We start from the raw sequence: 24693 nt of genomic DNA on the forward strand, positions 1-24693 counted from the left end.
AACAAAATTTTTCCCACTTGTAAATAGGAAGCTCTTAGAAGAGAGAAAGTTGGTTTTGATCAGGCATCCCCTCTAAGACATTGTTGTTTTCAAAGAAGTCCATAATCTTCTGGGAAACCTTGCCCCGTACCTGCAGGTCTTCTTTTGACAAAAACGGTGCTTCACTGCGGGCGGCCACGATCTGCTTGGCGGCAGAGTCGCCCAAGCCGTCAACCGCGTTAAACGGAGCCAGAATCGTGTGCTTGTCAACAATCTTGTAGGTTGTAGCTTCAGACTCGTTGATGTCGACCATTTTAAAGTTGATTCCCCGCTCAATGGCTTCATTGACCAGTTCCATGTAGGTCTGCAGGTCCTTTTCCAGCTTGGTAGCCGCCGTCCCTTTTTCCTTGATCCGGTTGATCAAGGCAACAACTGTGTTCTTGCCCCGGCTCATGGCTTCCAGGTCAACCTTGTCAGCTCTGACTGAGAAGTAGGAAGCATAGTAGATCTCTGGGTAGTAGACCTTAAACCATGCTACCCGCAGAGCCATCAAGATGTAGGCGGCCGCGTGGGCCTTCGGGAACATGTACTTGATCTTTAAGCAGGACGGAATGTACCAGTCTGGAATATTCTTGTTTTCCTTTAAAACGGCCATGTTCTCGTCAGAAATCCCCTTCCCCTTCCGAACGGTTTCCATGGTCCAAAAAGCAACTTCGTTAGGCACGCCCCAGTGGATCAAGTCAGTCATGATGTTGTCACGGCAGCCGATCACGCTCTTCAACTTGCAAGTGCCGTTGTTAATCAGTTCTTCGGCATTGCCCAGCCAGACGTCCGTCCCGTGGGATAGGCCGGAAATCTGCAGGAGTTCGGCAAAAGTAGACGGTTTGGTCTCTTCCAGCATCCCCCGGACAAAAGGCGTCCCGAATTCCGGCAGGCCCAGGGTCCCGGTCTTGGAATTAATCTGCTCTGGGGTAACCCCCAAGGCTTCCGGACTGGAGAAGAGGGACATGACCTTAGGGTCATCTGTTGGAATCGTCAAAGGATCAATCCCGGACAAGTCCTGCAGCATTCTGATCATAGTCGGGTCCTGGTGACCCAGGATATCGAACTTCAAGAGGTTGTCGTGGATCTGGTGGAAGTCAAAGTGGGTCGTCTTCCACTCCTTGGAAATATCATCTGATGGATACTGCAAAGGGGTCAGTTCATAGATATCCTTGTCATCCGGCAAAACGACGATCCCGGCCGGGTGCTGGCCAGTCGTGGCCTTGACCCCGGTAACCCCGATGGCCAGGCGGTCAACTTCCGCGTTGTTCATCTTGATTTCCGGGTGCTCGTCCTGGTAGTGCTTGGCATAGCCAATCGCCTTTTTATCGGCCAGGGTACCAACCGTACCGGCTTTAAAGGAGTGGTTTGGCCCAAACATAACTCTGATGAAATTGTGGGCAACTGGCTGGTAGTCACCAGAGAAGTTCAAGTCGATGTCGGGCACCTTGTCGCCGTGGAAGCCCAGGAAGGTTTCAAATGGGATGTTCTGCCCGTCTTTAACCATCATGACCTGGCAGTCTGGACACTTTTTATCCGGCAAGTCAAAGCCGGAGGCGTATTCGCCGTTTTCAAAAAATTCTGACTTCTTGCACTTCGGGCAGCGGTAGTGGGGCGGCATAGGGTTGATTTCCGTGATCCCCATCATGGTCGCGACCAGACTGGAGCCGACAGAGCCCCGGGAGCCGACCAGGTAGCCATCTTTAACTGACTTGGCCACCAGCATCTGGGAAATCAGGTAAACGACCCCATAGCCGTTACCGATAATGGCATCAAGCTCCCGGTCAAGCCGCGCCTGGATATTGTCCGGCAAGGGATCACCATAAAGTTCGTGGGCCTTGTCATAGGTTAGCTTGCGTACCCGCTCAGCCGTATGCGGAATCTTTGGCGGGAAGCTTTCGTCTTGGACCGGCTGCACCCCTTCATCGATCATGGCATTGATCTTGTTGGGGTTAGTGATAACCACTTCTTTGGCAACTTCTTCGCCCATGAAGCTGAATTCATCCAGCATCTCCTGGGTGGTATAGAAGTGCAGGTCAGGGTGCTGCTTGTTGCGGTTTGGATTACCCCTTTGGGCAGCCAGCAATACGTCCCGGTAAATGGCTTCATGCTTGTCGATATAGTGGGCATCGCTGGTTGCTACGACTGGCTTGTCCAGTTCCTTGCCCAGCTTGTAGATATTAGTCAGAATTTCTCCCAGCTGACCTTCGTCGGCAATCAAGCCATCCGCGATCAGGCTTGAATAGTTTGACGGCGGCTGGATTTCCAAAAAGTCGTAGAATTCCGCCTTCTTTTTGGCTTCTTCATAACCCTTCTGCATCATGGCAATGAAGACTTCCCCCTGGCTGCAGGCAGACCCGTACAAAAGGCCAGCGTGCAGGCGGCGGAGTTCTGACTTAGGAGTTCTGAGCCCCTTGAAGTTATACTTGATTCCGGCCAAGGAAACCAGTTCATACAAATTCCGCAGGCCTGGCTTTTGGTTCTGGGCTAAGACCGTAATATGGGTCGGCCGGGCCCGCTTGTAGCCTTCCCCGTTGCTGTAGTCGTTCATCTTGCCCAGGTCGTCTTCCTGGTACTTGTCGTTAAAGGCATCTAAAAGTTTGAACATCAAATAGCCGGTTGCCTCGGCGTCCTGGTTGGCCCGGTGGTGGTGTTCCAGGACCACATTGTACTTGCGACAAAGCGAGTCCAGGGTGTGGCGGGACTGTTCCGGGTGCAGGAGGCGGGAAACTTCCAAAGTGTCGACGACCGGCTGGCTGATTTCCGGGTAGCCGCAGCGCTTCAAAGCCGCGTCAACGAAGCCCACGTCAAACTGGACATTGTGTCCGCAGAGCGGGTCACTACCGTAAAAATCCATGAACTGTTTGATCACGACATCTTCGTCATCAGCTGCCTGAACCATCTCGTCGGTGATTGAAGTCAAGTTAATCGTAGTTTCAGACAAAGGGTGGTGGGGATTGATGAACTTGTCGAAGCGTTCAATCACTTCCCCGTTCTTCATCTTGACGGCCCCGATTTCAATGATCGTGTCGTAAACCGAAGACAGACCGGTCGTTTCAACGTCGAAAATGACGAATTCCTGGTCTTCATATGGCATGTGAGCCGGGTTTAAAACCAGCAGGCCGTGGTCTTCAACCATGTTGGCTTCCAGGCCCATGATGACCTTCATCCCGGTCTTTTTGCCCGCTTCAAAAGCATTCGGCAGGGCCTGCAGATCGGCATGGTCAGTGATGGCAATGGCGGGCTGGCCGAACTTCTTGGCTGTCTTGATGATGTCCGCCACGTCAGCTGTCGCGTCCAGCTGGCTCATGTTGGTGTGGACGTGCAATTCCACGTGCTTTTCTTCACCCTGGTAGGCTTCTTTCCGGCCCACGTGCTCGGTTAATTCCATGCTGTAGATGTTGAAGATTAAATCATGGGCGTACTGGTCGTCTTTAAGACTGCCCTGCATGCGGATCCAGACACCAGGCTTGATCCCCTTCAAGTATTCGATTTCTTCCTTGTCAGAATCACGGACAAATTTCTTAAAGGAGATGGAGCCGGTATAGTCAGTCATTTCCCCATTAAAAATAAAGGAACCCGACCGCAGTTCCTGCATTTCCGCCTTGAAGACATGGCCTTCGACAACCGCGCTACGCTGGTCTTCTGACAAATCCTTCAACTGGGTGATTTCTGCCTTGTCACTGATGGCGCCTGGGCCAAAGCTGGTCTTCTTACCCCGCCGGCCCTGGTAGCTGGACCGGGGAGCTGGCTTGGGCTTGGCCGGGGCCTGCTGGAAGGCTTCCTGCATGTTCTTTTCATGGGCTTCCACCAGCTGGGCCAGGCTTTCAAAGTCGCTTTGCCCAGCCTGGTCATCAACTTCTGTCAAAAGCTTGACGTTAAAGAAGCCATAATCGCGCAGTTCTAAAGAGAAACTGTCTAAAAGCCGCTGCTCCAGCATTTTATCAAAAAGCTGGCCGCTAACTGGAATAACCCAGCGGCCACTATCTTCATGAGGCGTCTGCCCAACCAGGAAACTCTGGGCCGCCGGATTGGCAGACAAGACTTCTGAATTTTCAACCACGTAATGCCAGTAGTCTGGCAGGTACTGCTGCTGACCATCAGCCGTTTCAACTAACAAGCGGGTGTCGACAAAGTCATTAAATTCATGCTTGATTGCCTGGTTCAAGGCATTGTAGCTTTCAAAGCGCAGTGGAGTAGTAAAAAAAACGTGGATATCCCATCTACGTTCTTTTCTGTAGACATCCACGTTTTTTATCTCCCCTGCCTGTAAAACCGCCTCGTCAGCTGCCCCTGCCGGGAAGCCGACCTGTTTTAACAATTTAAGAAAAAGTTGGTTTTTATCAGTCACGAGAGTTCAATCCTAATCTAATTCGCTGGCAATAAAGTCTTCCAGGTCGGTAACGGCCAGCTTTTGTGCCTGGTCGTCGCCTGGGCGCTTGACTTCAACGATCCCGTCAGCCGCGTCGCGGCCAACAGTAATTCTGATTGGCGCGCCAACCAGGTCAGCATCGTTGAACTTGACGCCTGGACGTTCGTTACGGTCATCGTAAAGGACGTCATACTTAGCAAACTTAGCTTCCAGGTCTTCGGCCAGCTTGCTTTGGGTTTCATCCTTCATCTTCATCTGGATGATGTGAATCCCAAATGGCGCGATTTCCTTTGGCCAAGCAACCCCGTTTTCAGTCGCGTGCTGTTCAACAACGGCTGAAAGCAGGCGGGTAACCCCGATCCCGTATGAGCCCATGATGACCGGTTGGGACTTGCCGTTTTGGTCCAAGAACTTGGCCCCCATGGTTTCCGTGTAGTAGGTCCCCAGCTTGAAGATGTGACCAACTTCAATTGAGGTCGTGAACTGCAGTGGTTCATGGTCAACCGGGTCAGGTTCGCCTTCATTGGCAACCCGGAGGTCAGCAAAACGGTCAGCCTTGAAGTCCCGGTCCAGGTTGGCATTGATGAATTGCGCATCGCTTTCACCAGCACCAACAACCACGTTGTAGAGGCCTTTGACAGTTTCGTCAGCCACGATTTCGTCAGCCCAGTCAGCATTTACCGGGCCAACGCCGCCCTTACCAGCCCCGGTCAGTTCTTCCAGGTCGCTAGTTTCAGCAACCCGCAGGCTGTCGCAGTCCAAGAGGTGAGTCAGCTTGACTTCGTTGACTTCTTTGTCAGCCCGGATCAAAACCAGAACCTTCTTCTTTTCGTCAACGATGTAGAGAACGCTCTTGACAATTCTGGTTGCCGGTACTTGCAAGAAATCAGCCAGCTTGTCAATTGAGTCGCAGCCTGGAGTAGCAACCTTTTCCATTGCCTTCAGTTCTTCAGGCTCTTGCTTGAAGGTATCAACGCTGACGGCCATTTCCAGGTTAGCGGCGTAGGTACCAGAAGCGTTGGTGGCAATAGTGTCTTCACCGACAGCGGCAGGTGCCTGGAACTCAGTGGAGTTCTTGCCCCCCATAGTCCCAGAATCAGCGATAACTGGCCGGACTTCCACGCCCGTGCGCTTGAAGATCTTGAGGTAGGCTGCCTTTTCATCATCAAACTGCTTATCCAGCTGTTCTTGGCTGGCCGCAAAACTGTAGCCGTCCAGCATTACGAATTCTCTGCCCCGGAGAAGACCGAAACGTGGCCGGTTTTCATCCCGGAACTTGGTTTGAATCTGGTAAAGGTGCAGGGGCATTTGTTTGTAAGACTTGAGGCTCTTAGCCACCACGTCAGTGAAGGTTTCTTCGTGGGTTGGCCCCAGCAGCATTTCCCGGCCATGCCGGTCCTTCAAACGGAACATTTCCGGACCATACTTCGGCAGACGGCCGGATTCTTCCCACATTGAAGCCGGCAGCATATGCGGCATGATCATTTCAACCACGCCAGCATTGGCCATTTCTTCTTCAATGATCTTTTCAGTCTTGCGCAAGACCTTGTAACCCAGCGGCAGGTATGAGTAGACACCAGCCGTAACTTGCCGGATGTAGCCGCCCCGCAGCATTACTTGGTGGCTCTTTGCAACCGCGTCGGCTGGAGTTTCCTTCAGCGTCGGCATGAAAAAGATTGATTGACGCATAATTAACTAAATTCTCCTAAACATTTATTATTTCAAGGACTACTTGATAAAGTAGCGGTAGATGTCGTTGCCAGTTACCGCGATGATCAAAATCAGCAAGAAGACCACCCCGATCAAGTCAACAACTGTTTCATGCTCCTCTGGAATCGGCTTGCCCCGCAGGAGTTCGATGAGTTCCAGCAAAAGCTTGCCCCCGTCCAGGCCGGGAATCGGAATCAAGTTGACGATCCCCAGGTTGATGGACAGCATGCCGACAAAGGCCAGCATATAGGTTAGGCCCATGGAAGTTGCCTTAGAGGTTTCCGAGTAGATCCCGACTGGACCAGACAATTTGTTTAAGCTGAAGTGCTTGAACAAGTTGCCCAGGGCCTGGAAGATCATCCCCGTCACCTGCCAGCTGAAATCCCAACCCCGCTTCAGCTTGGCGGAAAATGAATTGTCGGCCTGGGCAACGATGCCAACCAGGTAAGACTTGGTCTTCTTTGAGTACTTTGGCGTCAGCTTGACTGACTTTTCGCTCCCCTTCCGCTTGACCTTGACAGTCATTGTCTTGCCCTTGGAAGAAGAGATTGCCTGGCTGACCTGGTCAAAAGTGCTGATCTTCTGGCCGTTGATGGCCATGATCTGGTCACCCTTTTGCAAAAGGTGCTGGGCCGGTGAATTAGCCGCTACCTGACCGACAGTCGTCGTTGCCGGGCCAACTGAGGCAAAACTGTAGATCATCAAGACCACAAAGCCCAAAACGATATTCATGAAAGGTCCGGCAAAAGAGGTTGACAGTTTCTTCCAAGGCTTGGCCGCCGGCAGCTGCACGTCCCGGGGAGCAATCTGCAGTTCAGTGCCCGTTTCATCGATCATGGTCGCGTCATGGTCGACCTTGTAGGTCACCAGCTGGCTCTCGTCCCCGTTTTCATATCCTTCAATCGTCAAGTCATCAACCAGGTCGGCCTTGGTCACCCGCAAAGGGCGGCCTTCAATTGGCAGGTCCGATTCTGAAGCATCGATTCGTGTAACAATTCCAGCCCCATTCAGTTCCAAGACAACAGCCGTCCCAGGGTCGATTTCACTCTGCTCGTCGGGACCAGCCAGGCGAACATAGCCGCCAAGCGGCAGCCAGCGGATCGTGTAGGTAGTCTGTCCTGGCCGCCACTGAACAAGTTTTGGCCCCATGCCGATTGAAAATTCGCGCACCAAAATACCGGCCTTTTTCGCCACGAAAAAGTGTCCAAATTCGTGGACAAAGACCACCAGGCCGAAAACTATAATGAAGGCTAGAATACTTTTCACAGTGACCTCCTAAATCCCAAAGATCAGGGCGACGATTGGCAAAACGAAAAGCGTACTGTCAAACCGGTCCAGGATCCCGCCGTGACCCGGCAAGATCTTGCCGGAGTCTTTAACGCCGTAGAAGCGCTTGTAGGCAGATTCAACCAGGTCGCCCATCTGGCCGGCGATTGACAGGAAGAAGGAAGCAATGATCAAGCTCGTCTTGTCGCCGCCGACTGGAGCCAGGTTGACATAAATTGCCGTCACGATAACCGCGATGATCACGGCCCCGATTGACCCTTCCCAAGTCTTGTTCGGGCTGATTACTGGCCAAAGCTTGTGCTTGCCGAACTTGCGGCCAACCATGTAGGCAGCCGTATCAGTTGTCCAGACAATCACGAAGGCAAAGAGCAAGCGCCACAAGCCATGGACTGGATCGCTGTTTCTGATCGCAGCCAGGTAGTGGAAACCAGTCCCAATATACAAACTTGACAGGACGTAAACGCCAATATCGTCAAAAGTCGTCTTGTTCTTAGACAAAACCGTCCAGGTCAAAAGCAGCATTACCAAGGCATAAAAGACGCCCCACTTGCTCCAGTGTTTTGGCAAAAAGCCGAAGAAGGAATTGGGCACGGTCCAGGTCAAGGTGGCCAGGGCAGCTAGGGTAAAGTCAACTGAGACCAGAATCTGCTTCTTCATCAAGAAGACTTCACTAATGCCGACAGCAGCCAAAAAGGCAGCCAGCCAGTCAATCCACATACCCCCGGCAACCAGGACCGGGATAAAAATCAATAAGGCAACAACTGCTGTAATTACTCTTTGTTTCATATTACCTAACTATCTGTTTCATCTAATTTACCAAAGCGCCGGTCCCGGTGCTGGTAGATCTTAACCATTTCGGCCAAGTCGTTTTCGTCGAAGTCCGGCCAGGCCTTGTCCGTAAAGGCAAGCTCTGAGTAGGCAATCTGCCAGAGCAGGAAGTTGCTGATTCTCTGCTCGCCAGAGGTTCTGATCAAGAGGTCTGGATCAGAATAAGGGGCAAACTTGGCAGTCATCAGCTTGGCGGAAACCATGTCTTCAGTAATTGCCTCCGGCTCAATTTCCCCGCTAGCAGCTTTTTTAGCCAGAGCCTGCACGGCTGAAACGATTTCTTTTCTTGACCCGTAATTGAAGGCAAAATTCAATACGAGGCCGGTATTGCCAGCCGTTTCCGCCATGGCCCGCTCAACCACTTCCCTGGTTGAATCCGGCAAGGCATCCAGGTAGCCCATGATGTTGACCTTAACATTGTGGGCCTGCAGGCGGGGCATGAACTTGTCAAAAAACTTGACCGGCAGGTTCATCAAATAATTGACTTCATCCTTTGGCCGGGCCCAGTTTTCCGTTGAAAAAGCATAAAGAGTCAGGACTTTAATTCCTAACTCATCTGCCGCGAGCGCAATCTTTTCAACGTTGTCCATCCCGGCCTTGTGGCCCATGAAGCGCGGCATGTGCCGCTTCTTCGCCCAGCGGCCATTGCCATCCATGATGATCGCCAAATGATTCAGCTGCTTATTCTTATCCATAATTAACCCTGAGTGATTTCCTTGCGCTTGTTGTCAGCCATTTGGTCAATCTTCTTGGTTGATTCGTCAGTGACCTTCTGGACTTCCTTTTCCAGGCGCCGTTCTTCGTCTTCAGTGATTTCGCCGTCTTTCTCCTGCTTCTTTAAAGCCTTCATGGCTTCCTGGCGAACGTTGCGGACAGCGATCTTGGCTTCTTCAGCCAGCTTGCCGACTTCCTTGGCAATTTCCTGCCGACGTTCCCCAGTCAGTTGCGGGATAACCAGGCGGATAACGTTACCGTCATTGGCCGGGGTAAGCCCCAGGTCAGAAGCCAGAATGGCGTGTTCGATATCGTTTAAGGAAGTCTTGTCGTAAGGGGTAATCATCAAAACCCGTGGTTCTGGGATGGTAATCCCGGCCATTTGCACCAGCGGAGTTGGTACCCCGTAGTATTCAACCATAACCCGGTCCAAAAGGGAAGCGTTGGCAACCCCGGCCCGGACAGTCGCCAGATTGCTCTGGTAGACTTCGATGGACTTGTTCATGTTGCTCTTTGCTTTAGCAATCGTTTCGTTGTTCATTATTTGTCACCTCTGATAATGGTCCCGATGTTTTCGCCTTCAACAACCCGCTTGATGTTGCCTGGAGTGTTGACGTTGAAGACAATCAATGGAATATGGGTATCCATGGACAAGGAGCTGGCAGTTCTGTCCATGACTTGCAGGCCCTTGGAGATCATGTCCAGCTGGGTCAGTTCAGCAAACTTCTTGGCGCTTGGATCCAGGTTCGGGTCAGCCGTGTAGACCCCGTCAACCCCGTTCTTGGCCATCAGGATCACGTCAGCGTTAATTTCTGCTGCCCGCAAAGCAGCCGTAGTGTCAGTTGAGAAGTACGGGTTGCCAGTGCCGCCACCGAAGATAACGACCCGGTTCTTTTCCATGTGGCTGATTGCCACCCGGCGGATGTAAGGTTCAGCCACTTGTCGCATGGAGATTGAAGTTTGCAGTCTGGTTGGCACACCGGCAGTTTCCAGACCATCTTGCAGGGCCAGGCCATTCATGATCGTGGCCAGCATGCCCATGTAGTCAGCCTGAGCTCTTTCCATGCCCAGCTTGGCTCCGGTTTCACCGCGCCACATGTTGCCGCCGCCGCAAACGACGCCGATCTGCACGCCCATGTCATGAACCAGCTTAATTTCATGTGCCAATTTCTTGATCACAGTTGGGTCAATGCCAGTTCCCTTTTCCCCGGCCAAAGCTTCGCCGGAAATTTTCAAAATGATACGATGATATTTAACTTGACTCATAATGCCCTCCTAATTAGCTCTAACTATTTTACCATAAAACAGAAAACTGTCTCTCCTATTTACGCTATTTCCCCAGCTTAAATTTGCAAAAGCAAATTTGCCGACAAAAAAAGGATGGGTTCCCCCATCCTTTTTCTTGCTAGAAGAAATTAGTTCTTCATTTGTGCAGCAACTTCAGCAGCAAAGTCTTCTTGCTTCTTTTCGATGCCTTCGCCGACTTCGAAACGAACAAAGCTTACTACGGAAGCGTTGACTGATTCAAGGTATTGTTCAACAGTCTTGCTGTCGTCCATAACGTAAAGTTGGGCAAGCAAGGTGTTTTCTTGGTCAACCTTGGTGTTGTCCAGCATGAAGCGGGCCATCTTGCCTGGGATGATCTTGTCCCAGATCTTTTCTGGCTTGCCTTCAGCCTTCAATTCTGCCTTGATGTCTTCTTCAGCTTGAGCAACGACTTCGTCAGTCAATTGAGCCTTTGAACCATACTTAAGGTGTGGCAAAGCTGGCTTGTTGACCATGGCACGTGATTCGTTGTCTTGGTCAATCTTGTGGTTGAGCTGAGCCAGTTCTTCGCGAACGAAAGCTGGATCAAGTTCTTTGTATGAAAGAACCTTTGGGCTCATTGCGGCAATGTGCATTGCAATGTGCTTAGCCAAAGCTTCGTCGCCGCCTTCAAGAACAGTCAAGACGCCGATGTGACCGCCGTTGTGTTGGTAAGCGCCAAAGTGTTGGTCATCAGTCTTTTCAAGAACAGCGAAGCGGCGGAAGGAAATCTTTTCGCCGATAGTTGCAGTAGCATTTACGTATGCTTCTTCAAGGCTTTCGCCTGAAGGCATGGTCAATGCCAAAGCTTCTTCGTTGTTGGCTGGCTTGCCCTTGGCAATAGTTTCAGCAGTTTCGTTAACCAAAGTCTTGAACTGGTCGTTTTGAGCAACGAAGTCAGTTTCAGCGTTAACTTCAACGATAGCAGCAACGTTGCCGTCAACGTAAACGCCAGTCAAACCTTCAGCAGCAATCCGGTTAGCCTTCTTGGCAGCCTTTGCTTCACCCTTTTCGTGGATGATTTCGATAGCTCTTTGCATGTCGCCTTCGGCTTCAACCAGGGCCTTCTTGGCGTCCATGACGCCGGCACCAGTAGTTTCACGCAATTCCTTGACTTGCTTAGCAGTAATGTTTGCCATTTAAAAAAGTCCTCCAGGTCAAACTAAATAACAGAATTCTTCCTAAAGATAGTTTACGACAAATTATTCAGCGTCGTCTACTTCTTCAGCAGAGTTTTCTTCAGCACTTTCAGACAATTCCTTTTCAACGTCGGCGTTATCTGCACCTTGCTTGCCTTCGATTACGGCGTCAGCCATAGCACCGGCAATCAAGCGGATAGCACGGATAGCGTCGTCGTTTGAAGGGATGATTACGTCGATCGGAGTTGGGTCAGTGTTGGTGTCAACCATGGCTACAACTGGGATACCAAGCTTGTTAGCTTCGTGAACGGCGATCTTTTCCTTCTTAGGGTCAACGACGAACATTACGTCAGGAATCCGAGGCATGTCTTCGATACCGCCCAGGAACTTTTGCAGCTTGTCCAATTCCTTGGTCAGCAAAGCAACTTCCTTCTTTGGCAGTACGTCGAAGGTGCCGTCTTCAGCCATCTTCTTCAAGTCCTTCAAACGCTTAACCCGGCTTTGGATAGTAGTCCAGTTGGTCAAAGTACCACCCAACCAGCGTTGGTTGACGTAGTATTGACCTGCACGGGTAGCTTCTTCAGCGATTGCTTCTTGAGCTTGCTTCTTGGTACCAACGAACAAGAAAACACCGTCGTCTTGAGCAACAGCCTTAACGTAGTTGTAGGCGTCGTCAAGCATCTTGATGGTCTTTTGCAAGTCGATGATGTAGATCCCGTTTCTTTGAGTGAAGATGTATGGCTTCATCTTCGGGTCCCATCTTCTGGTTTGGTGACCAAAGTGTACACCAGCTTCAAGCAATTGCTTCATAGATACAACTGACATAAATAAATTCCTCCTAGGTTATTTCCTCTCAAGCGTTCATTTCAGCATTCAACCGTTTGTCTTTAGGCACCTGAATGCCAATCGCTCTTGATGTGTTTTCTAGCGTGCAATCGCACGCTTGTCTATCATACTCGATTTTCCTTTTAAACGCAAGCTTTTCCGCCTAAAAATTAACCCCCTGCTCTTTGAGGAATTTTTCCTTCCATGCCCGGTCATGGTGCTTGAACCAATATTCCCGCTGCATGGCCGTCCGCTTGTCGGCATACTCTTCATGATAGATCATTTCCACCGGCCGCCGGCTCTTGGTGTACTTGGCGCCTTTACCGGAATTATGAGCGTCCAGCCTCTTCTTTAAATCGTTGGTATAGCCGCCGTAAAAGCTGCCATCACTGCACAAGAGAACATAGAAGTAGTGCTTTTCCTCCGGCAATTTGGCCTCTAAAATTTCCTTGATTGCTGGGGTATTACTGCCATCTGCCTCATGGACTTCGATTGCATCGCGAAGAATCAGCCCGTCACCCTTCCCGCTTCTGACCGCTTCAACGATGACCAAATTAGCATCTTGCCCTCTTCTAGAAACAAATGGCTGGACAGTCTTAACGGCCAGGTCATGTTTAAAGCCGTAATTGATGATCTCACCCAGCCGCTCTGGCCGGTGGACCATGAACATCTTCCCCTTCATTTTCAAGAGGCCGGCTGAAACGGCGATAATTTCCTCTAAGTTGATTTCCAGTTCATGGCGGGCAATGGCTTTAGACCGGTCCGGGTTCAGCTTATGGCCGGCCGGGGCCTTGAAATAAGGCGGGTTGACCACGACGACGTCATAGCTGTCTTTTCGCAAAAAGCTGCCCGCGTCTTTGACATTGCCCTGGTGAACCGTGATCCTGTCCTGCATATCGTTTAATTCGACCGATCGCCGGGCCTTGTAAACGATGTCCTCTTGCAGTTCAACATCATCGTAATGGGCCTTGTTAAAAGCAGCCATGTAGAGGCTGGCTGCCGCGTTGCCGCTGCAGAGTTCAACCACCTTGGACCGGTTTTTGATGGCTTCTTTGGCCCAGTAAGCCAGAAGCAGGGTGTCCAGGGAAAAGGCAAAAGACTGCCCGTCCTGGATGATTTTCAGCTGCTCGCCCAGCATGTAATCGATACGTTCATTTTCCTTAAGTTCAATCATGTAATTCTGAAGCCCGTCCCTTATTCTTAGATGTGTTATAATTTATTCTACATCATTTGGAGGTTCTTTTATGCTTTATCGTATTTTCAGACCGATCGCCCGCTTCATCGTCTGGGTCTTAAACGGCCACCTGCATGTCCACCACAAGGAAAGACTGCCAGAAGGTACCTATATTTTAGTTGCCCCGCACCGGAACTGGTGGGAGCCGATTCTTTTCGCCCTGGCCGCCAGCCCTACGGAATTCATGTTCATGACCAAGCAGGAGCTGTTTAAAAATCCGATCCTCCGCTGGATCTTAAACAATGCCCACGCCTTCCCGGTCAACCGCAAGCACCCAGGTCCTTCCGTCATCAAGATACCGGTCAAAGGCCTAAAGTCTGAAGGCCTGTCTTTGATCATGTTCCCTTCCGGCACTCGGCACTCAGCCTCCCTTAAGTCCGGCGCCCTGGTTATCGCCAGAATGTCCGGCCGCCCCTTGCTTCCGGCAGTCTACCAAGGCCCGCTGACTTTTAAGGGAGTTTTGCAAAGAAAGGGCATGGAAATCAACTTTGGCGACCCAATCGTCATCGACCGCAAGACCAAATTGACCCCGGAAACTGAAGCTGCCTACAATCAGCAGCTGGAAGACGCCTGGAAAAAGATCGACCAGGAACTGGATCCGGATTTCCACTATGAAGCTAAATAATTAAAGATGACAAAACAACAAGAAAAGGATTGAGTATGGCGCTCAATCCTTTTTCTTTATGCTTTTTCTACTCTTGCTTATTACTTGTTATTTTCCAGGTATTCCATAATCTGGACAGCGTTAGTTGCCGCCCCCTTCCGGATCTGGTCACCGGTGCACCAGAGAGTAAGGCCGTTAGGGTTAGTCAAGTCCCGGCGCAGGCGGCCAACTTGCACGATATCTTTGTTGGAGTTTTCCAATGGCGTCGGCGTGTGATCAGTAACCAGGAGGTCGCCGTCAAAAGCCGCGATGGCTTTTTCAGCAGCTTCAACTGAGACCGGTTCTTCAGTGACAACCGTCACCGCAATTGAGTGGGACCGGTAGACCGGGACCCGGACGCAGGTGCAGGTCACCAACAAGTCTGGCAAGTGCAAGATCTTTCTGCCTTCATTCTGCATCTTCATTTCTTCAGTCGTATAACCGTTTTCCAAAGGACTACCAATGTCAGCGATGACGTTAAAGGCGATCTGGGCCGGGAAGACCTTGGCTTCCACGCTCTCGCCCTTGGTCAATGCCGTTACTTCATCCTTCAGTTCGCTGATCCCGCCCATGCCAGCGCCAGAAACGGCCTGGTAAGTGCAGGCATTGATAGCCTTAATCGGGGACAACTTGGCAATCGGTGCCAGAGCCATCAAGGTAATGGCGGTTGAACAGTTGGGATTGGCAATCACGCCGTGGTGGTCTAAGGCATCTTGGCCATTAATTTCAGGAACTACCAAAGGCACGCCGTCTTCTTGCCGGAAGGCTGAGCTGTTGTCAATGTAGACTGCCCCGCTCTTTTCGACCAGGGGCCGGTATTCCTTAGACAAGCTGTTGGAAACTGCCCCCAAAACGTAGTCCAGGCCATTCAGTCTTTCCTGGCTGACCACTTCCAGGGTCAATTCCTGGCCAGCAAAGGGCAGTTTTTTGCCCTTGGAGCGCTCGGAAGCAAAAACGCGTAGTTCTTCAACCGGCAATTGTCTTTCTTCAATGCATTCCAGCATCTGCCGGCCAACGGCCCCTGTAGCTCCTAAAATACCAATTTTCATTTATCTTTCCACTCTTTCTTCACTAATAAACTGCTGATAAATTTCCTTGATTGCCGGCACCAGGTCTTGGTTATTGACGCCAATGACGATGCTTTGCTCGTCGCAGGCCTGGCTGATGGTGCGGATGTTGATCTGCTGGTCACCCAGAGTTGACAAAATCTTGCCCGACATACCAGGCATCTGCCGCATGGCCCGGCCAACCACGGCCTACATGGCCTGCTGGTCTTCGACCTGGACTTTTAACAATTCCTGGCACTTGTCCAGGTCAATCGAACCATCATAATGGAAACGGATCACCCGGCTGGCGTCAATGAAGTCCGCGTCCAAGTATTCAGCCAGGCAGAGACCGGTCAAGTATTCGCCACGGGAAACCGGATAGTCCAGGTTCAAATTCTGGGCCAAGTTCTGCCTGATCTTGGCAAATTCCCTGCCCAGGTCGATTTTGAGGCCCAGGCTGCGCTTAATTTCCATGTACTTTTCTACGATAGACTGGAAAATCGATTCATAGCTGACATCGTAGGTAATGTGGGCCGCGCAGAGATAGAGGAGGTCAGTGACTTTATGGTCCTCCTGCCCGCTCTTGCCGCAGGCGCTAGTGACCACATACTCGCGGTCCGGGTCAGCCAGAATAATCTGCTTGACCTTCTTAAACTGTTCGCTGTTGGCGACTGAAGAGCCGCCGAATTTGACTGCTTTACTCATCTGCCACTCCCGCCAAAAAGGCTGCCGGGTCCCCGCTTTCCTTGACCAGGCTTGAAATTTCCGGCAAAGTCAGCTTTTTGGTCAGAAATGCCTTTTCGCTGATTCTTTCTGCTACTGCATCCTTGAAAAAATCCGCCCGGTCAGTCCGCAGGTAAAAGGTCTGCTCTTCCTCATCAGTCAGCTGGGTCGGCTGGCTGCTTGCAACGATTTCCTTTTTCCTTTCAGCCAAATCCAAGAGGTCCTGGACAGCAGCGTGGGCGGTTGGCAAGGGCCCCGCCCCCTGGCCGACAAAAGTTGCCGGACCCAGGGAGGCGGAATCAGTTTCCAGGGCATTGAAGTTAAGGCCTACTCCGGCTAAAAGGCTGGTCTTTTTTAGCATGACCGGCAAAACCTGCAAGGACAGCTTCTCACCTGCCTGCCGGCCCCGGCCCAGCAACTTGATGGTCCGGCCATTTGCCTTGGCCCAGGCAAAGTCTTCCTTGGTCAAATGCCGTATCCCCCACTGGTCAACCTGGCTTGGATCAGCAATTTTGCCAAAAGCAGTCAATGCTGACAAGCAGACCTTGTAGCAGACGTCCCCGCCGTCGATGTCATCGCTGGGATCTTTTTCCGCGTAGCCTAGTTCCTGGGCCTCTTTTAAACAAGCGGCAAAGTCCAGGTCCTTTTCTGCCATTTGGGAAAGGATGTAGTTGCTGGTCCCGTTAAAAATCCCCTGGAAGGCCGTAACCGGCTCCAAGCGCTGGATATGCTTGATGCTGTCGATCCAGGGGATGCCGCCGCCAACGCTGGCCTCATAGGCCAATACCAGGCCCTTCTGCCTGGCTAAATCGAAGAGCTCGCCGGCATAGACCGCCAGCATCTTCTTATTGGCCGTCACCACGTGCTTGCCGGCTTCCAGGACCCGCTTAACATAGCTGTGGGCCGGTTCTAACCCTCCGATACACTCGCAAACCACTGAAATTTCCGGATCACTCACGATTTCCTCAAAGTCAGTCGTATGCTGGTCATCCAGGATCTGTTCATCTCTGTGCACCAGGATTTTTTTAATTTTAATCTTCCGCAAAAGAGGAGTTTCAGCTTCTTCAACCAGCTTGACAATACCCCCGCCAACCACGCCGCGGCCTAAGATCGCAATTTGCATACCCGCCTCCGTTGTTTCTAATTTAGGGACACTTGTTTTTGAATTAAAAACATAGTATCATTATCCGCAAGGCTTGACAAGGGAAAAGTTAGTTATTATTAAACAAAAATTAAAGCAATTTGTCAAAGGAGGATTTGCCATGACTGACTATTTTTACGTTCATAAAAAGATCCTGCCCGACTATCTGGAGAAGGTCCTGGAGGCCAGGGAAATGCTGGACAGCCGGGAAGCAGCCACAGTCACCGAGGCGACTGAGCGGGTCGGCATCTCCCGCAATACATACTACCGCTATAAAGACTATGTTTTTAGAGCCAAGGACCCTTCAAGGGGCCAGCAGGCGGTCTTTTCCCTGCTTTTAGCTGACCAGCCCGGGGCCCTGTCAGCCGTTTTAACCTGTGTTACCGGCCACCAGGCCTCGGTTTTGACCATTTCCCAGGCCATTCCTTTGGCCAGCCATGCCAGTGTCTTGATGTCCCTGGATTTGAGCGGCCTTGAAGGTGACCTCAACACCCTTTTGGGCGATTTGCAGTCCCTGCCCTTTGTCAAAAATCTCCAGCTCGCTGGATTAGAATAATAAAAGAGCGCGTCAGATGAACGCGCTCTTTATTTTGCTTTAATTCATTCTTAGTTTTCACGGTTTTGCTGGAGGGTGTAAAGATCATAGTAGTAGCCCTTTTGCGCCAGCAATTCCGCGTGCTTGCCATGTTCGACGATTCTCCCCTTGTCCAAAACGATGATCTGATCAGCATCAGCAATCGTCGATAGGCGGTGGGCAATGGCCAGGGTCGTGCGGCCCTGGCGCAGCTTTTTAAGACCTGCCTGAATCAGGCTCTCCGTTTCCGTGTCCACGTTGGCGGTTGCTTCATCCAAAATCAAAATCCTAGGATTGGTTACCAGGGTCCGGGCAAAGGAAATCAACTGTCTTTCCCCGCTGGAGAATTCCGACCCGCCTTCAATGACCTTGGCCTGGTATTTTCCAGGCAATTTTTCGATAAAGCGGTCTGCCTGGACGGTTTTGGCGGCTTGTTCAATCTGCTCATCAGTGATCTTGTCATTGTACAAGCGGATGTTGGAAGCCACATCCCCGTAGAACATGAAAGGTTCCTGCAAAACCAGGCCCAGCTTCTGCCGCAGTTCTGCCTTAGTAAAGTCCCGGATATCAGTCCCGTCCAATAGGATCTGGCCATCGTGGAACTCGTAAAAACGCATCATCACGTTGATGATCGAACTCTTGCCTGACCCAGTATGGCCAACAATCCCCAAGGTCTCACCTGGATTAAGGGTAAAGGATATATCGTGAAGAACGTCATGCTTGCCATCGTATGAAAACGACACGTGCTTAAACTCGATTTTCCCTTCTGTGATCTTAGCGTCAGCCAGCTCTTTTTGCTCAGGCTCGTATTCTTCCTGGTCCAAAATCTTGAAGATCCGCTTGCCGGCTACAATCCCGTCAGTAAAGAAAGTCAACGAGTTCATCATGTCCGACAAGGGATTAAAAAAGTTCTGCACGTAGTTGGCAAAAGCATAGATCATGCCGGCCGGGACAAAAGTTGCCCGGAGGGGGTAGCCGAACCAGACTAACACGCAGGTCAAGGCCAAAGAATAGAGCAGAGCCGTAAACGGCGACAAGAGCAGGCCGTTGGTTCTGATCAGCTTAAAGCGTGTCTGCATCTGCTGGCGGTTGATTTTTTCAAAATCATCGTCTATCCGCTTTTCCTGGCGGAACTGCTGAATTACGTTTATACCGGCAATGCTTTCTTCCAGCTTGGTGTTGATCAAGGAGTTCCGGGCCCGGTATTCGTGGTAGATTTTGGAGTTGACCCGGTTGTAAAGCCAGATTGCCCCAACGATCAGTGGCATAAAGGCCGTCACGATCCCCCCGGCCACCGGGTCAGCCATATACATGGCGATCAAGGCGGTTACCATGGAGACGATCCCTAAAAGAAAGGCAGCGAAAACCTGCATGAAGCTGCCCAAGGTCATCGTGTCATTGGTTACGCGGGACAAGATCGACCCGGCTGGAGTCTGGTCAAAATACCGCATCCCCAGGGTGTGAATTTTTGCATAAAGGACCCGGCGAACCTTTTCCAGGGCCTTTTCTCCGGCCAGGGCATAAAGGTATTCATAGGTAAACTGGCAGACCGACTTAAATACTACGCCAATGCCGTAGATCAAGGCAACATAATAAACCGTGCTAAAGTCAACCCGGCCGCTTTTTAGATAATGGTCCATGTAATACTGCAGCCAGGTTGGCAAGAGCATGTTAATCGCGGAAACTGCCACCATCCCTAAGACGGCAACCAGTAATTCTCCCTTGTAAAGCCAGACAAAGGTCCATAGCCGCTTTAAAATCTGCCCCTGTTCTTTGGTCGAAATCGGCTGCTGCCAGATTGACTGGAAGTCTTCATTATTCATCGTCATCTTCACCTACCTTCTGAGCCAGTTCCTGCCGCTGCCACATCCGGGCATACCAGCCCCCCTTGGCCAGCAATTCTTCATGTGTCCCTTTTTCTGCCACCTGCCCGTCCTGCATTACCAAGATTATGTCAGCATCCATCACGCTGCTTAAGCGGTGAGCAGCAATGACGGTGATCTTCTTTTCCCGCTCTTTTTTCAAGTTGGTCAGGATCGCCTTCTCAGTTTTAGCGTCAACAGCTGACAAAGCATCGTCCAAGATCAAGATTTCGCTGTCATGCAGAAGTGCTCTGGCAATCGACATTCGCTGCTTTTGCCCGCCTGACAGGGAAACCCCGTTTTCTCCAATCATTGTCTCATAGCCATTTGAAAAGGCCAGGATATCGTCGTGAAGGGCGCTCTTTTTAGCCGCGGCTTCTACCTCTTCCTGGCTGGCCTCCGGCTTGGCAAAGGCAATATTGTCTCTGACCGACATGGAGAACAGGAAGTTGTTTTGGGGAACGTAGGAAATTTCCTTCAAGTAGACGTCCAGGGGAATCTGCCGGATGTCGTGGCCGGCAAAAGTGATCCGGCCCTTGTAGTTATCAAACTCCCGCATCAAAAGCTGGATAATGGTCGTCTTGCCTGACCCGACCCGGCCAACCAGGCCGATCGTCTGCCCGTTTTTCAAGTCAAAGTCCACTGCCCCCAAGGCATTCTTGTCTGGTTCATCCGGGTAAGCAAAACAGGTCACGTGATAGCGCAAATCCCCAGTCAGCTTCTGCTCCTTGTCCATTGAATCCGAGTCCACGATCAAAGATTTTTCATTGAGCAGGCTCATGACCCGATCGTAGCTGGCACTCCCCCGCTCAAGAACGTTAAACAGGTAGCCAATGGCAAACATCGGCCAGACCATAGCCCCAATGTAGGAAACAAAGGAAATTAGCTGGCCCAGGCTGATCGTCTTGCTGAGAACCAGCCGGCCACCGTAAATAATGGTGATCATATAGGTGATCCCGATGATCATGGTAATCATCGGATCGTAGAGTGAGTCGATCCGGAAGACCTTTTTATTGATATCTACTGTTTCATAGGTCATCTTGTTAAAAGCTTCCGCATCTTCTTTTCCCTGGCCAAAAGTCTTCAAGACCTTAATCCCGGACAAGGATTCTTGAGTTTTGTTGTTCAAGCGGGAAAAAGCCGCCTGCGAATCCATATAAGCATCGTGCAGGCGATCGCCCAGATAACGGGCACCAAAAGCCAAAAGGGGCAGCGGCAGCATGGCAACCAGGGTCAAGCGCCAGTCTACCAGGATCATCATGGCCAGCAAGGTGGTCCCCCCGGTAAAAATCGCGTCGATCAAGGTCAAGATCCCGTCACCGGCCACGTTCTGCACGGCCTGGACGTCATTGGTCGCCCGGGCCATCAAGTCCCCGGTCCGGTAGCGCTGGAAGAAGGTCCGGTCCATCTGCAGAAAATGCCAGAAGAGCCGGCCGCGGAGTTCCTTTTCCAAAATTGCCGCTCCGCCGTAAATCTGCTTGCGCCAGAAATAGCGGCAAACGTACAGGGCCATAGCCGCCAGCAAAATTGCCAAAACATAGCTAAAAAACTGCTGCCAGCTGATTTTCCCCGTATCCAACTGGTCAGCCATCATGCCCAGGATCCGCGGCGGGACCAGGTTGGCTGCCGAGGTCAGGATTAAGGCCGTAATCCCTAAGGCATAACGCTTGCGGTGGGCTTTAAAGAACCAGCCCAGCTTGCTGAAAGTATCCATTTTTTCCTCCCTCTTTTATTTCGGTTTTATTTTTTTTCCTTCTTTTCTAATTCCCCTAGCCCGCAAAAAAAGAGCGCCAGGATTCCCCTAGTGCTCTATGGCTGACCAGCCTAGTTCTTGGCTGACTGGTGCTTAATCATGTTCATCACTTGGTTTACCTTCTTGGCTGAAGGCTTCTGGCCCATTTGTGACATCATGGTTTCAACCATTTCCCGGGTAATTGGGGGATTCTTCTTAAAGTAGTTCTTCATGTAAGTCCGGGCACCGTAAAAACCGGCAACCGCACCCAGAAGAGCAGCCAAAATAATCAAGAAAATCGCCAAACCTAAATTCATTATCGCTAAACCTCCATTGGTCTTTATTTGTTATCCGCCTCAGCGGAGATGCATTCGTTAGTCACACAAATACTATCTTACAAAACTTTAGACCATTTTTAAAGGATAAATCTTATCTGAGACCCTTTTCCTTCTGAATTTGCTTGGCTTTCTCCGGCGTAACATCCTTGCCTTTGCCGTCAACAATCACGAGGCTGTCCAGCTGCTGCTTGAAGCCCGCCCGGAAATTGGCGATAAACTTCTTGTGCAGTTCCTTGCGTTCAGCTTCTTCAGCTTCTGTCAAGCCGCTTTCCTGCTTCTTCTTGTACAATTCATTGATTCTTTGTCTTACTTGATCTGATTCTGCCATAAAATATAGCCGCCTTTCTTGTGATAAGAATAGTGTACTCGCTTTGTAAAAATAAAAAAAGTCTTAAGCCTAGAACGCCTGTTTGCAAACTTCCCGAATATTTGCTAAAATAAATAATAACCGACAATAAGATTTTTGACGAAGGAAAAGTAACTATGGCAACTCACGACTCAAAACAATTAGAAATTCTGCAATACATCTACGACACTGTTGAAAACCGGGGCTTCCCGCCAACTGTCCGGGAAATCTGCGCGGCTGTAGGCCTGTCCTCAACCTCTACTGTCCACGGCCACTTGACCAGACTGGAGCACAAAGGCTACCTCATCAAGGACGCTACCAAGCCCCGGGCTTTGGAAATCACCCACGCCGGCCTTGACGCCTTGGGCATCAAGCCTAAAGATATTCCGGTCATCGGGGTTGTTACCGCCGGCCAGCCGATCCTGGCTGTCCAGGACGTGGAAGACTACTTCCCGCTTCCGCCGAACCTGGCCAGTGATGCCGGTGAGCTCTTCATGCTCCGGGTACACGGCACCTCAATGATCAATGCCGGTATCTTGAACGGGGACTATGTCATCGTCCGCAAGCAGACCACGTCCCAGAACGGGGAAATCGTGGTCGCCATGACTGATGACGGCGAAGCAACGGTCAAGCGCTTCTACAAAGAAGACCTCCACTACCGCCTGCAGCCGGAAAATGATGCCATGGATCCAATTATTTTGGACCATGTGCAAATTTTGGGCAAGGTTGTTGGCCTTTACAGAACAAATATTGATTAATTCAATATTGCCGGTAAGTGACCAATATTGACTAATATTTTTCGAAAAAGATGCTTTGTTTTATGCAAATCATCTTTTTCTTTTAACCGTTTTCTGAAAACGGTTGACATTTTCATAGCGTTTTCTATTGCTATTTTCCTAAAACTCCGTTAATCTAGTAACTATTCGACAAATTATTAGTTAAAGGGGTTTTCAATTAATGAATATCATCATTGCTTTTCTACCAGCCATTGGTTGGGGGGTTATGCCTTGGATCGTCAACAAGGTTCCTAACAGCAAGCCGGCTAACCAAATCTTAGGCGTCGGCATGGGTGCCACTATCGTCGGCATCATCGTGACTTTAAGCCAGCATCCGGCCATGTCCATGCCTGTCTTCTTCCTGTCCCTTCTCTCCGGTGCTTTATGGACCATCGGCCAAATCGGCCAGTTTATTTCCTTCACCCGGATCGGGGTCAGCAAGACCATGCCGATCTCAACTGGCCTGCAGCTGGTCGGCAACACCATCATCGGGGCTTTGATCTTCGGTGAATGGAAAACCAGCAACGACTTTATCTTCGGGATCATTGCCCTGATCATCATCATGGCCGGCGTCATCTTGACCGCCTACACTGAAAAGGGCGACGACTTCACTCAAAAGACCACCAACAAGGATATCCTCTTCCTGGTCTTGACCACGGTCGGCTACCTGGCCTACTCCGCCTTCCCGAAGACGATTACGGCGGATGCTGAATCAATGTTCCTGCCGCAAACCATGGGGATCCTGCTGGGGTCTGTGACCTACCTGGCCTTCAGCGGCAACAAGGCTGCCTTCAAGGAAAAGGCCAGCTATCTTGACCTCTTCGCCGGTATCAGCTTCGGTATCGCGGCTTACACCTACATTATCTCCGCCCAAGTCAACGGAGTAACTAACGCCTTCATTTACGGGCAGCTGAGCGTGATCATCTCCACTATCGGCGGGATGACTCTGCTGGGCGAACGCAAGCAAGGCAAAGAACTGGTCGCGACGCTTGCCGGCCTTTGCCTGATCGTTGTCGGCGCTATCCTTTAAAAAGTTTAGTTAGAGATAAAAACAAAACTACAAATATAAAATTTACGTGCTAGCAAAAAAGCTGGGAGCAGACGCTCCCAGCTTTTTTGCTTTCTGTTTTGTTCTGATTCACTATTGAATCTTGACCTTCTGGCTTTCTGCCTGCTTAACGTCAAAGCCGGAGACCTTGCCGAACCACTTCTTGACCAGCTGGTCGTATTTGCCGCTGGTCCGCAGCTTCTTCAAGGCCTTATTAATGGCCTGGCGCATTTCAGTCTGCCCCTTTTCAACCCCAATACCGTAGGGCTCCTCTGCCAAACTGGCCTTAGTCAAGGTGAATTCCGGAGTATCAGCGATCAAACCAGCTAAAATCCCGTTGTCATCGATCATGACGTCCCCTTGCCCGGCTTTTAAAGCGTTGAAGGCTGACCCGTAGTCGTCAAACTGCTTGACGCTGGCCTTTGGAGCCAGCTTGGCTACCTGGTTGGCCACGTCGGTCCCCTTGATGGCAATAACCACGACTCCCTTTTTATTCAAGTCAGCAATGCTTCTGATCTTACTGGACTTCTTAACGATCATGGATTCGTTGGCGTTAAAGTAAACGTCAGAGAAGTCAATCACCTTCATCCGCTCCTTGGTGATGGTCATGGTTGAAATGACCGCATCAAGGGAACCGTTGTGCAAAAGGGTGATCCGGGTCTTTTCCGTGATCGGCCGGAAGACAGCCTTGCCTTTAGGGCCAAGTATCTGCTTGGTGATGGCCGTGGCCAGGTCGATTTCAAAGCCTTCGATCTTGCCGGTCTTGATGTTGGTCAAACCGAAGAGCTTGGTATCCGGCCGGACCCCCCAGGTAATCTGCTTGGACTGCTTGGCCCGGGCATAGCTGTTCTCCTGCTTGCTAGAACAGGCGGTCAGGCTGGTCGCTAGCAAAAGCAGCAGACCACAGGCCAAGGCCTGGATGATTCTCTTGATTGTTTGCGGCTGTCTTTTCATGTTTTTCATCTTTCTATCATATCGGATCTATTTAACATTATACCCGATATTCAAGAAAGTTTCTTTTGTTTATAT

23 protein-coding genes are annotated in these 24693 nt (G+C 50.7%); 4 read left to right on the forward strand and 19 right to left on the reverse strand.

Annotated elements, in window-relative coordinates; translation table 11 throughout:
• Positions 1 to 34 precede the first annotated feature (34 nt).
• The 10 genes from Q0J41_RS04550 to Q0J41_RS04595 form a co-directional block, all read right to left on the reverse strand.
• The gene (locus Q0J41_RS04550; RefSeq protein ID WP_296226785.1) at positions 35 to 4372 is read right to left on the reverse strand and encodes a PolC-type DNA polymerase III; all 4338 of its coding nucleotides are present in this window, start codon (positions 4370 to 4372) and stop codon (positions 35 to 37) included.
• Between the two features lie 12 nt (positions 4373 to 4384).
• A complete protein-coding gene (locus Q0J41_RS04555; RefSeq protein ID WP_296226787.1) occupies positions 4385 to 6082 on the reverse strand; it encodes a proline--tRNA ligase in 1698 nt (565 codons plus the stop codon).
• Between the two features lie 39 nt (positions 6083 to 6121).
• On the reverse strand, positions 6122 to 7369 hold the full coding sequence (gene rseP / locus Q0J41_RS04560) for an RIP metalloprotease RseP (RefSeq protein ID WP_296226789.1): 1248 nt from the start codon (positions 7367 to 7369) through the stop codon (positions 6122 to 6124).
• Positions 7370 to 7378: 9 nt separating this feature from the next.
• A complete protein-coding gene (locus Q0J41_RS04565; protein ID WP_296226790.1) occupies positions 7379 to 8176 on the reverse strand; it encodes a phosphatidate cytidylyltransferase in 798 nt (265 codons plus the stop codon).
• A gap of 5 nt (positions 8177 to 8181) precedes the next feature.
• Positions 8182 to 8913 carry an isoprenyl transferase gene (locus Q0J41_RS04570; protein ID WP_296226792.1) on the reverse strand — a complete coding sequence of 244 codons (732 nt, stop codon included), beginning with the start codon at positions 8911 to 8913 and terminating at the stop codon, positions 8182 to 8184.
• 2 nt (positions 8914 to 8915) lie between these two features.
• Positions 8916 to 9473 carry a ribosome recycling factor gene (frr, locus tag Q0J41_RS04575; RefSeq protein ID WP_050890309.1) on the reverse strand — a complete coding sequence of 186 codons (558 nt, stop codon included), beginning with the start codon at positions 9471 to 9473 and terminating at the stop codon, positions 8916 to 8918.
• Positions 9473 to 10198 carry a UMP kinase gene (pyrH, locus tag Q0J41_RS04580; protein ID WP_296226799.1) on the reverse strand — a complete coding sequence of 242 codons (726 nt, stop codon included), beginning with the start codon at positions 10196 to 10198 and terminating at the stop codon, positions 9473 to 9475. Before pyrH ends, frr begins: the two co-directional genes overlap by 1 nt.
• A 149-nt stretch (positions 10199 to 10347) precedes the next feature.
• Positions 10348 to 11376: a translation elongation factor Ts gene (gene tsf, locus Q0J41_RS04585; RefSeq protein WP_296226802.1), complete on the reverse strand. Its 1029-nt coding sequence runs from the start codon at positions 11374 to 11376 to the stop codon at positions 10348 to 10350.
• A 63-nt stretch (positions 11377 to 11439) separates the two neighbouring features.
• On the reverse strand, positions 11440 to 12201 hold the full coding sequence (gene rpsB / locus Q0J41_RS04590; RefSeq protein ID WP_296226805.1) for a 30S ribosomal protein S2: 762 nt from the start codon (positions 12199 to 12201) through the stop codon (positions 11440 to 11442).
• A gap of 163 nt (positions 12202 to 12364) precedes the next feature.
• The gene (locus Q0J41_RS04595) at positions 12365 to 13375 is read right to left on the reverse strand and encodes a GIY-YIG nuclease family protein (protein ID WP_296226807.1); all 1011 of its coding nucleotides are present in this window, start codon (positions 13373 to 13375) and stop codon (positions 12365 to 12367) included.
• A 70-nt stretch (positions 13376 to 13445) separates the two neighbouring features.
• On the opposite strand from Q0J41_RS04595, the gene Q0J41_RS04600 reads away from it, so the two are divergent.
• Positions 13446 to 14060, forward strand: coding sequence for a 1-acyl-sn-glycerol-3-phosphate acyltransferase (locus Q0J41_RS04600; RefSeq protein ID WP_296226810.1), 615 nt, complete (start codon positions 13446 to 13448; stop codon positions 14058 to 14060).
• Positions 14061 to 14140: 80 nt separating this feature from the next.
• On the opposite strand, the gene Q0J41_RS04605 is transcribed toward Q0J41_RS04600, so the two are convergent.
• The 4 genes from Q0J41_RS04605 to Q0J41_RS04620 are packed head-to-tail and all read right to left on the reverse strand — an operon-like array spanning position 14141 to position 16970.
• Positions 14141 to 15127, reverse strand: coding sequence for an aspartate-semialdehyde dehydrogenase (locus Q0J41_RS04605; RefSeq protein ID WP_296226812.1), 987 nt, complete (start codon positions 15125 to 15127; stop codon positions 14141 to 14143).
• On the reverse strand, positions 15128 to 15331 hold the full coding sequence (locus Q0J41_RS04610) for an ACT domain-containing protein (RefSeq protein WP_296226814.1): 204 nt from the start codon (positions 15329 to 15331) through the stop codon (positions 15128 to 15130).
• A gap of 3 nt (positions 15332 to 15334) precedes the next feature.
• Complete coding sequence (locus tag Q0J41_RS04615; RefSeq protein WP_296226816.1) at positions 15335 to 15829, reverse strand: hypothetical protein; 495 nt, start codon at positions 15827 to 15829, stop codon at positions 15335 to 15337.
• Positions 15822 to 16970, reverse strand: coding sequence for a homoserine dehydrogenase (locus tag Q0J41_RS04620; RefSeq protein ID WP_296226818.1), 1149 nt, complete (start codon positions 16968 to 16970; stop codon positions 15822 to 15824). The genes Q0J41_RS04615 and Q0J41_RS04620 overlap by 8 nt, the downstream gene beginning before the upstream one ends.
• A 139-nt stretch (positions 16971 to 17109) precedes the next feature.
• Here Q0J41_RS04620 and Q0J41_RS04625 point away from each other — a divergent pair, with 139 nt between their 5' ends.
• Positions 17110 to 17544 (forward strand): ACT domain-containing protein, encoded by a 435-nt coding sequence (locus tag Q0J41_RS04625; RefSeq protein WP_296226820.1) that lies wholly within the window; start codon positions 17110 to 17112, stop codon positions 17542 to 17544.
• Positions 17545 to 17594: 50 nt separating this feature from the next.
• Here the strand turns inward: Q0J41_RS04625 and Q0J41_RS04630 are convergent, their stop codons facing one another.
• From Q0J41_RS04630 to Q0J41_RS04645, 4 genes are all read right to left on the reverse strand, one after another.
• On the reverse strand, positions 17595 to 19385 hold the full coding sequence (locus Q0J41_RS04630; RefSeq protein ID WP_296226904.1) for an ABC transporter ATP-binding protein: 1791 nt from the start codon (positions 19383 to 19385) through the stop codon (positions 17595 to 17597).
• The gene (locus tag Q0J41_RS04635) at positions 19378 to 21138 is read right to left on the reverse strand and encodes an ABC transporter transmembrane domain-containing protein (protein ID WP_296226823.1); all 1761 of its coding nucleotides are present in this window, start codon (positions 21136 to 21138) and stop codon (positions 19378 to 19380) included. Before Q0J41_RS04635 ends, Q0J41_RS04630 begins: the two co-directional genes overlap by 8 nt.
• 110 nt (positions 21139 to 21248) lie before the next feature.
• Complete coding sequence (locus tag Q0J41_RS04640) at positions 21249 to 21473, reverse strand: YneF family protein (protein ID WP_296226826.1); 225 nt, start codon at positions 21471 to 21473, stop codon at positions 21249 to 21251.
• A 112-nt stretch (positions 21474 to 21585) separates the two neighbouring features.
• Positions 21586 to 21822, reverse strand: coding sequence for a DUF896 domain-containing protein (locus tag Q0J41_RS04645; protein ID WP_296226829.1), 237 nt, complete (start codon positions 21820 to 21822; stop codon positions 21586 to 21588).
• A gap of 155 nt (positions 21823 to 21977) precedes the next feature.
• Between Q0J41_RS04645 and lexA the strand changes: the two genes are divergently transcribed.
• Positions 21978 to 22598, forward strand: a complete 621-nt coding sequence (gene lexA, locus Q0J41_RS04650) for a transcriptional repressor LexA (RefSeq protein ID WP_296226830.1) — start codon at positions 21978 to 21980, stop codon at positions 22596 to 22598.
• A gap of 199 nt (positions 22599 to 22797) precedes the next feature.
• Positions 22798 to 23646, forward strand: coding sequence for a GRP family sugar transporter (locus tag Q0J41_RS04655; RefSeq protein WP_296226832.1), 849 nt, complete (start codon positions 22798 to 22800; stop codon positions 23644 to 23646).
• A 111-nt stretch (positions 23647 to 23757) separates the two neighbouring features.
• Here Q0J41_RS04655 and Q0J41_RS04660 read toward each other — a convergent pair whose 3' ends face one another.
• Complete coding sequence (locus Q0J41_RS04660) at positions 23758 to 24618, reverse strand: transporter substrate-binding domain-containing protein (protein WP_296226834.1); 861 nt, start codon at positions 24616 to 24618, stop codon at positions 23758 to 23760.
• Positions 24619 to 24693: the final 75 nt, after the last annotated feature.

This window comes from uncultured Lactobacillus sp. (genome assembly GCF_944327175.1).
In the GTDB taxonomy this organism is placed as follows: domain Bacteria; phylum Bacillota; class Bacilli; order Lactobacillales; family Lactobacillaceae; genus Lactobacillus.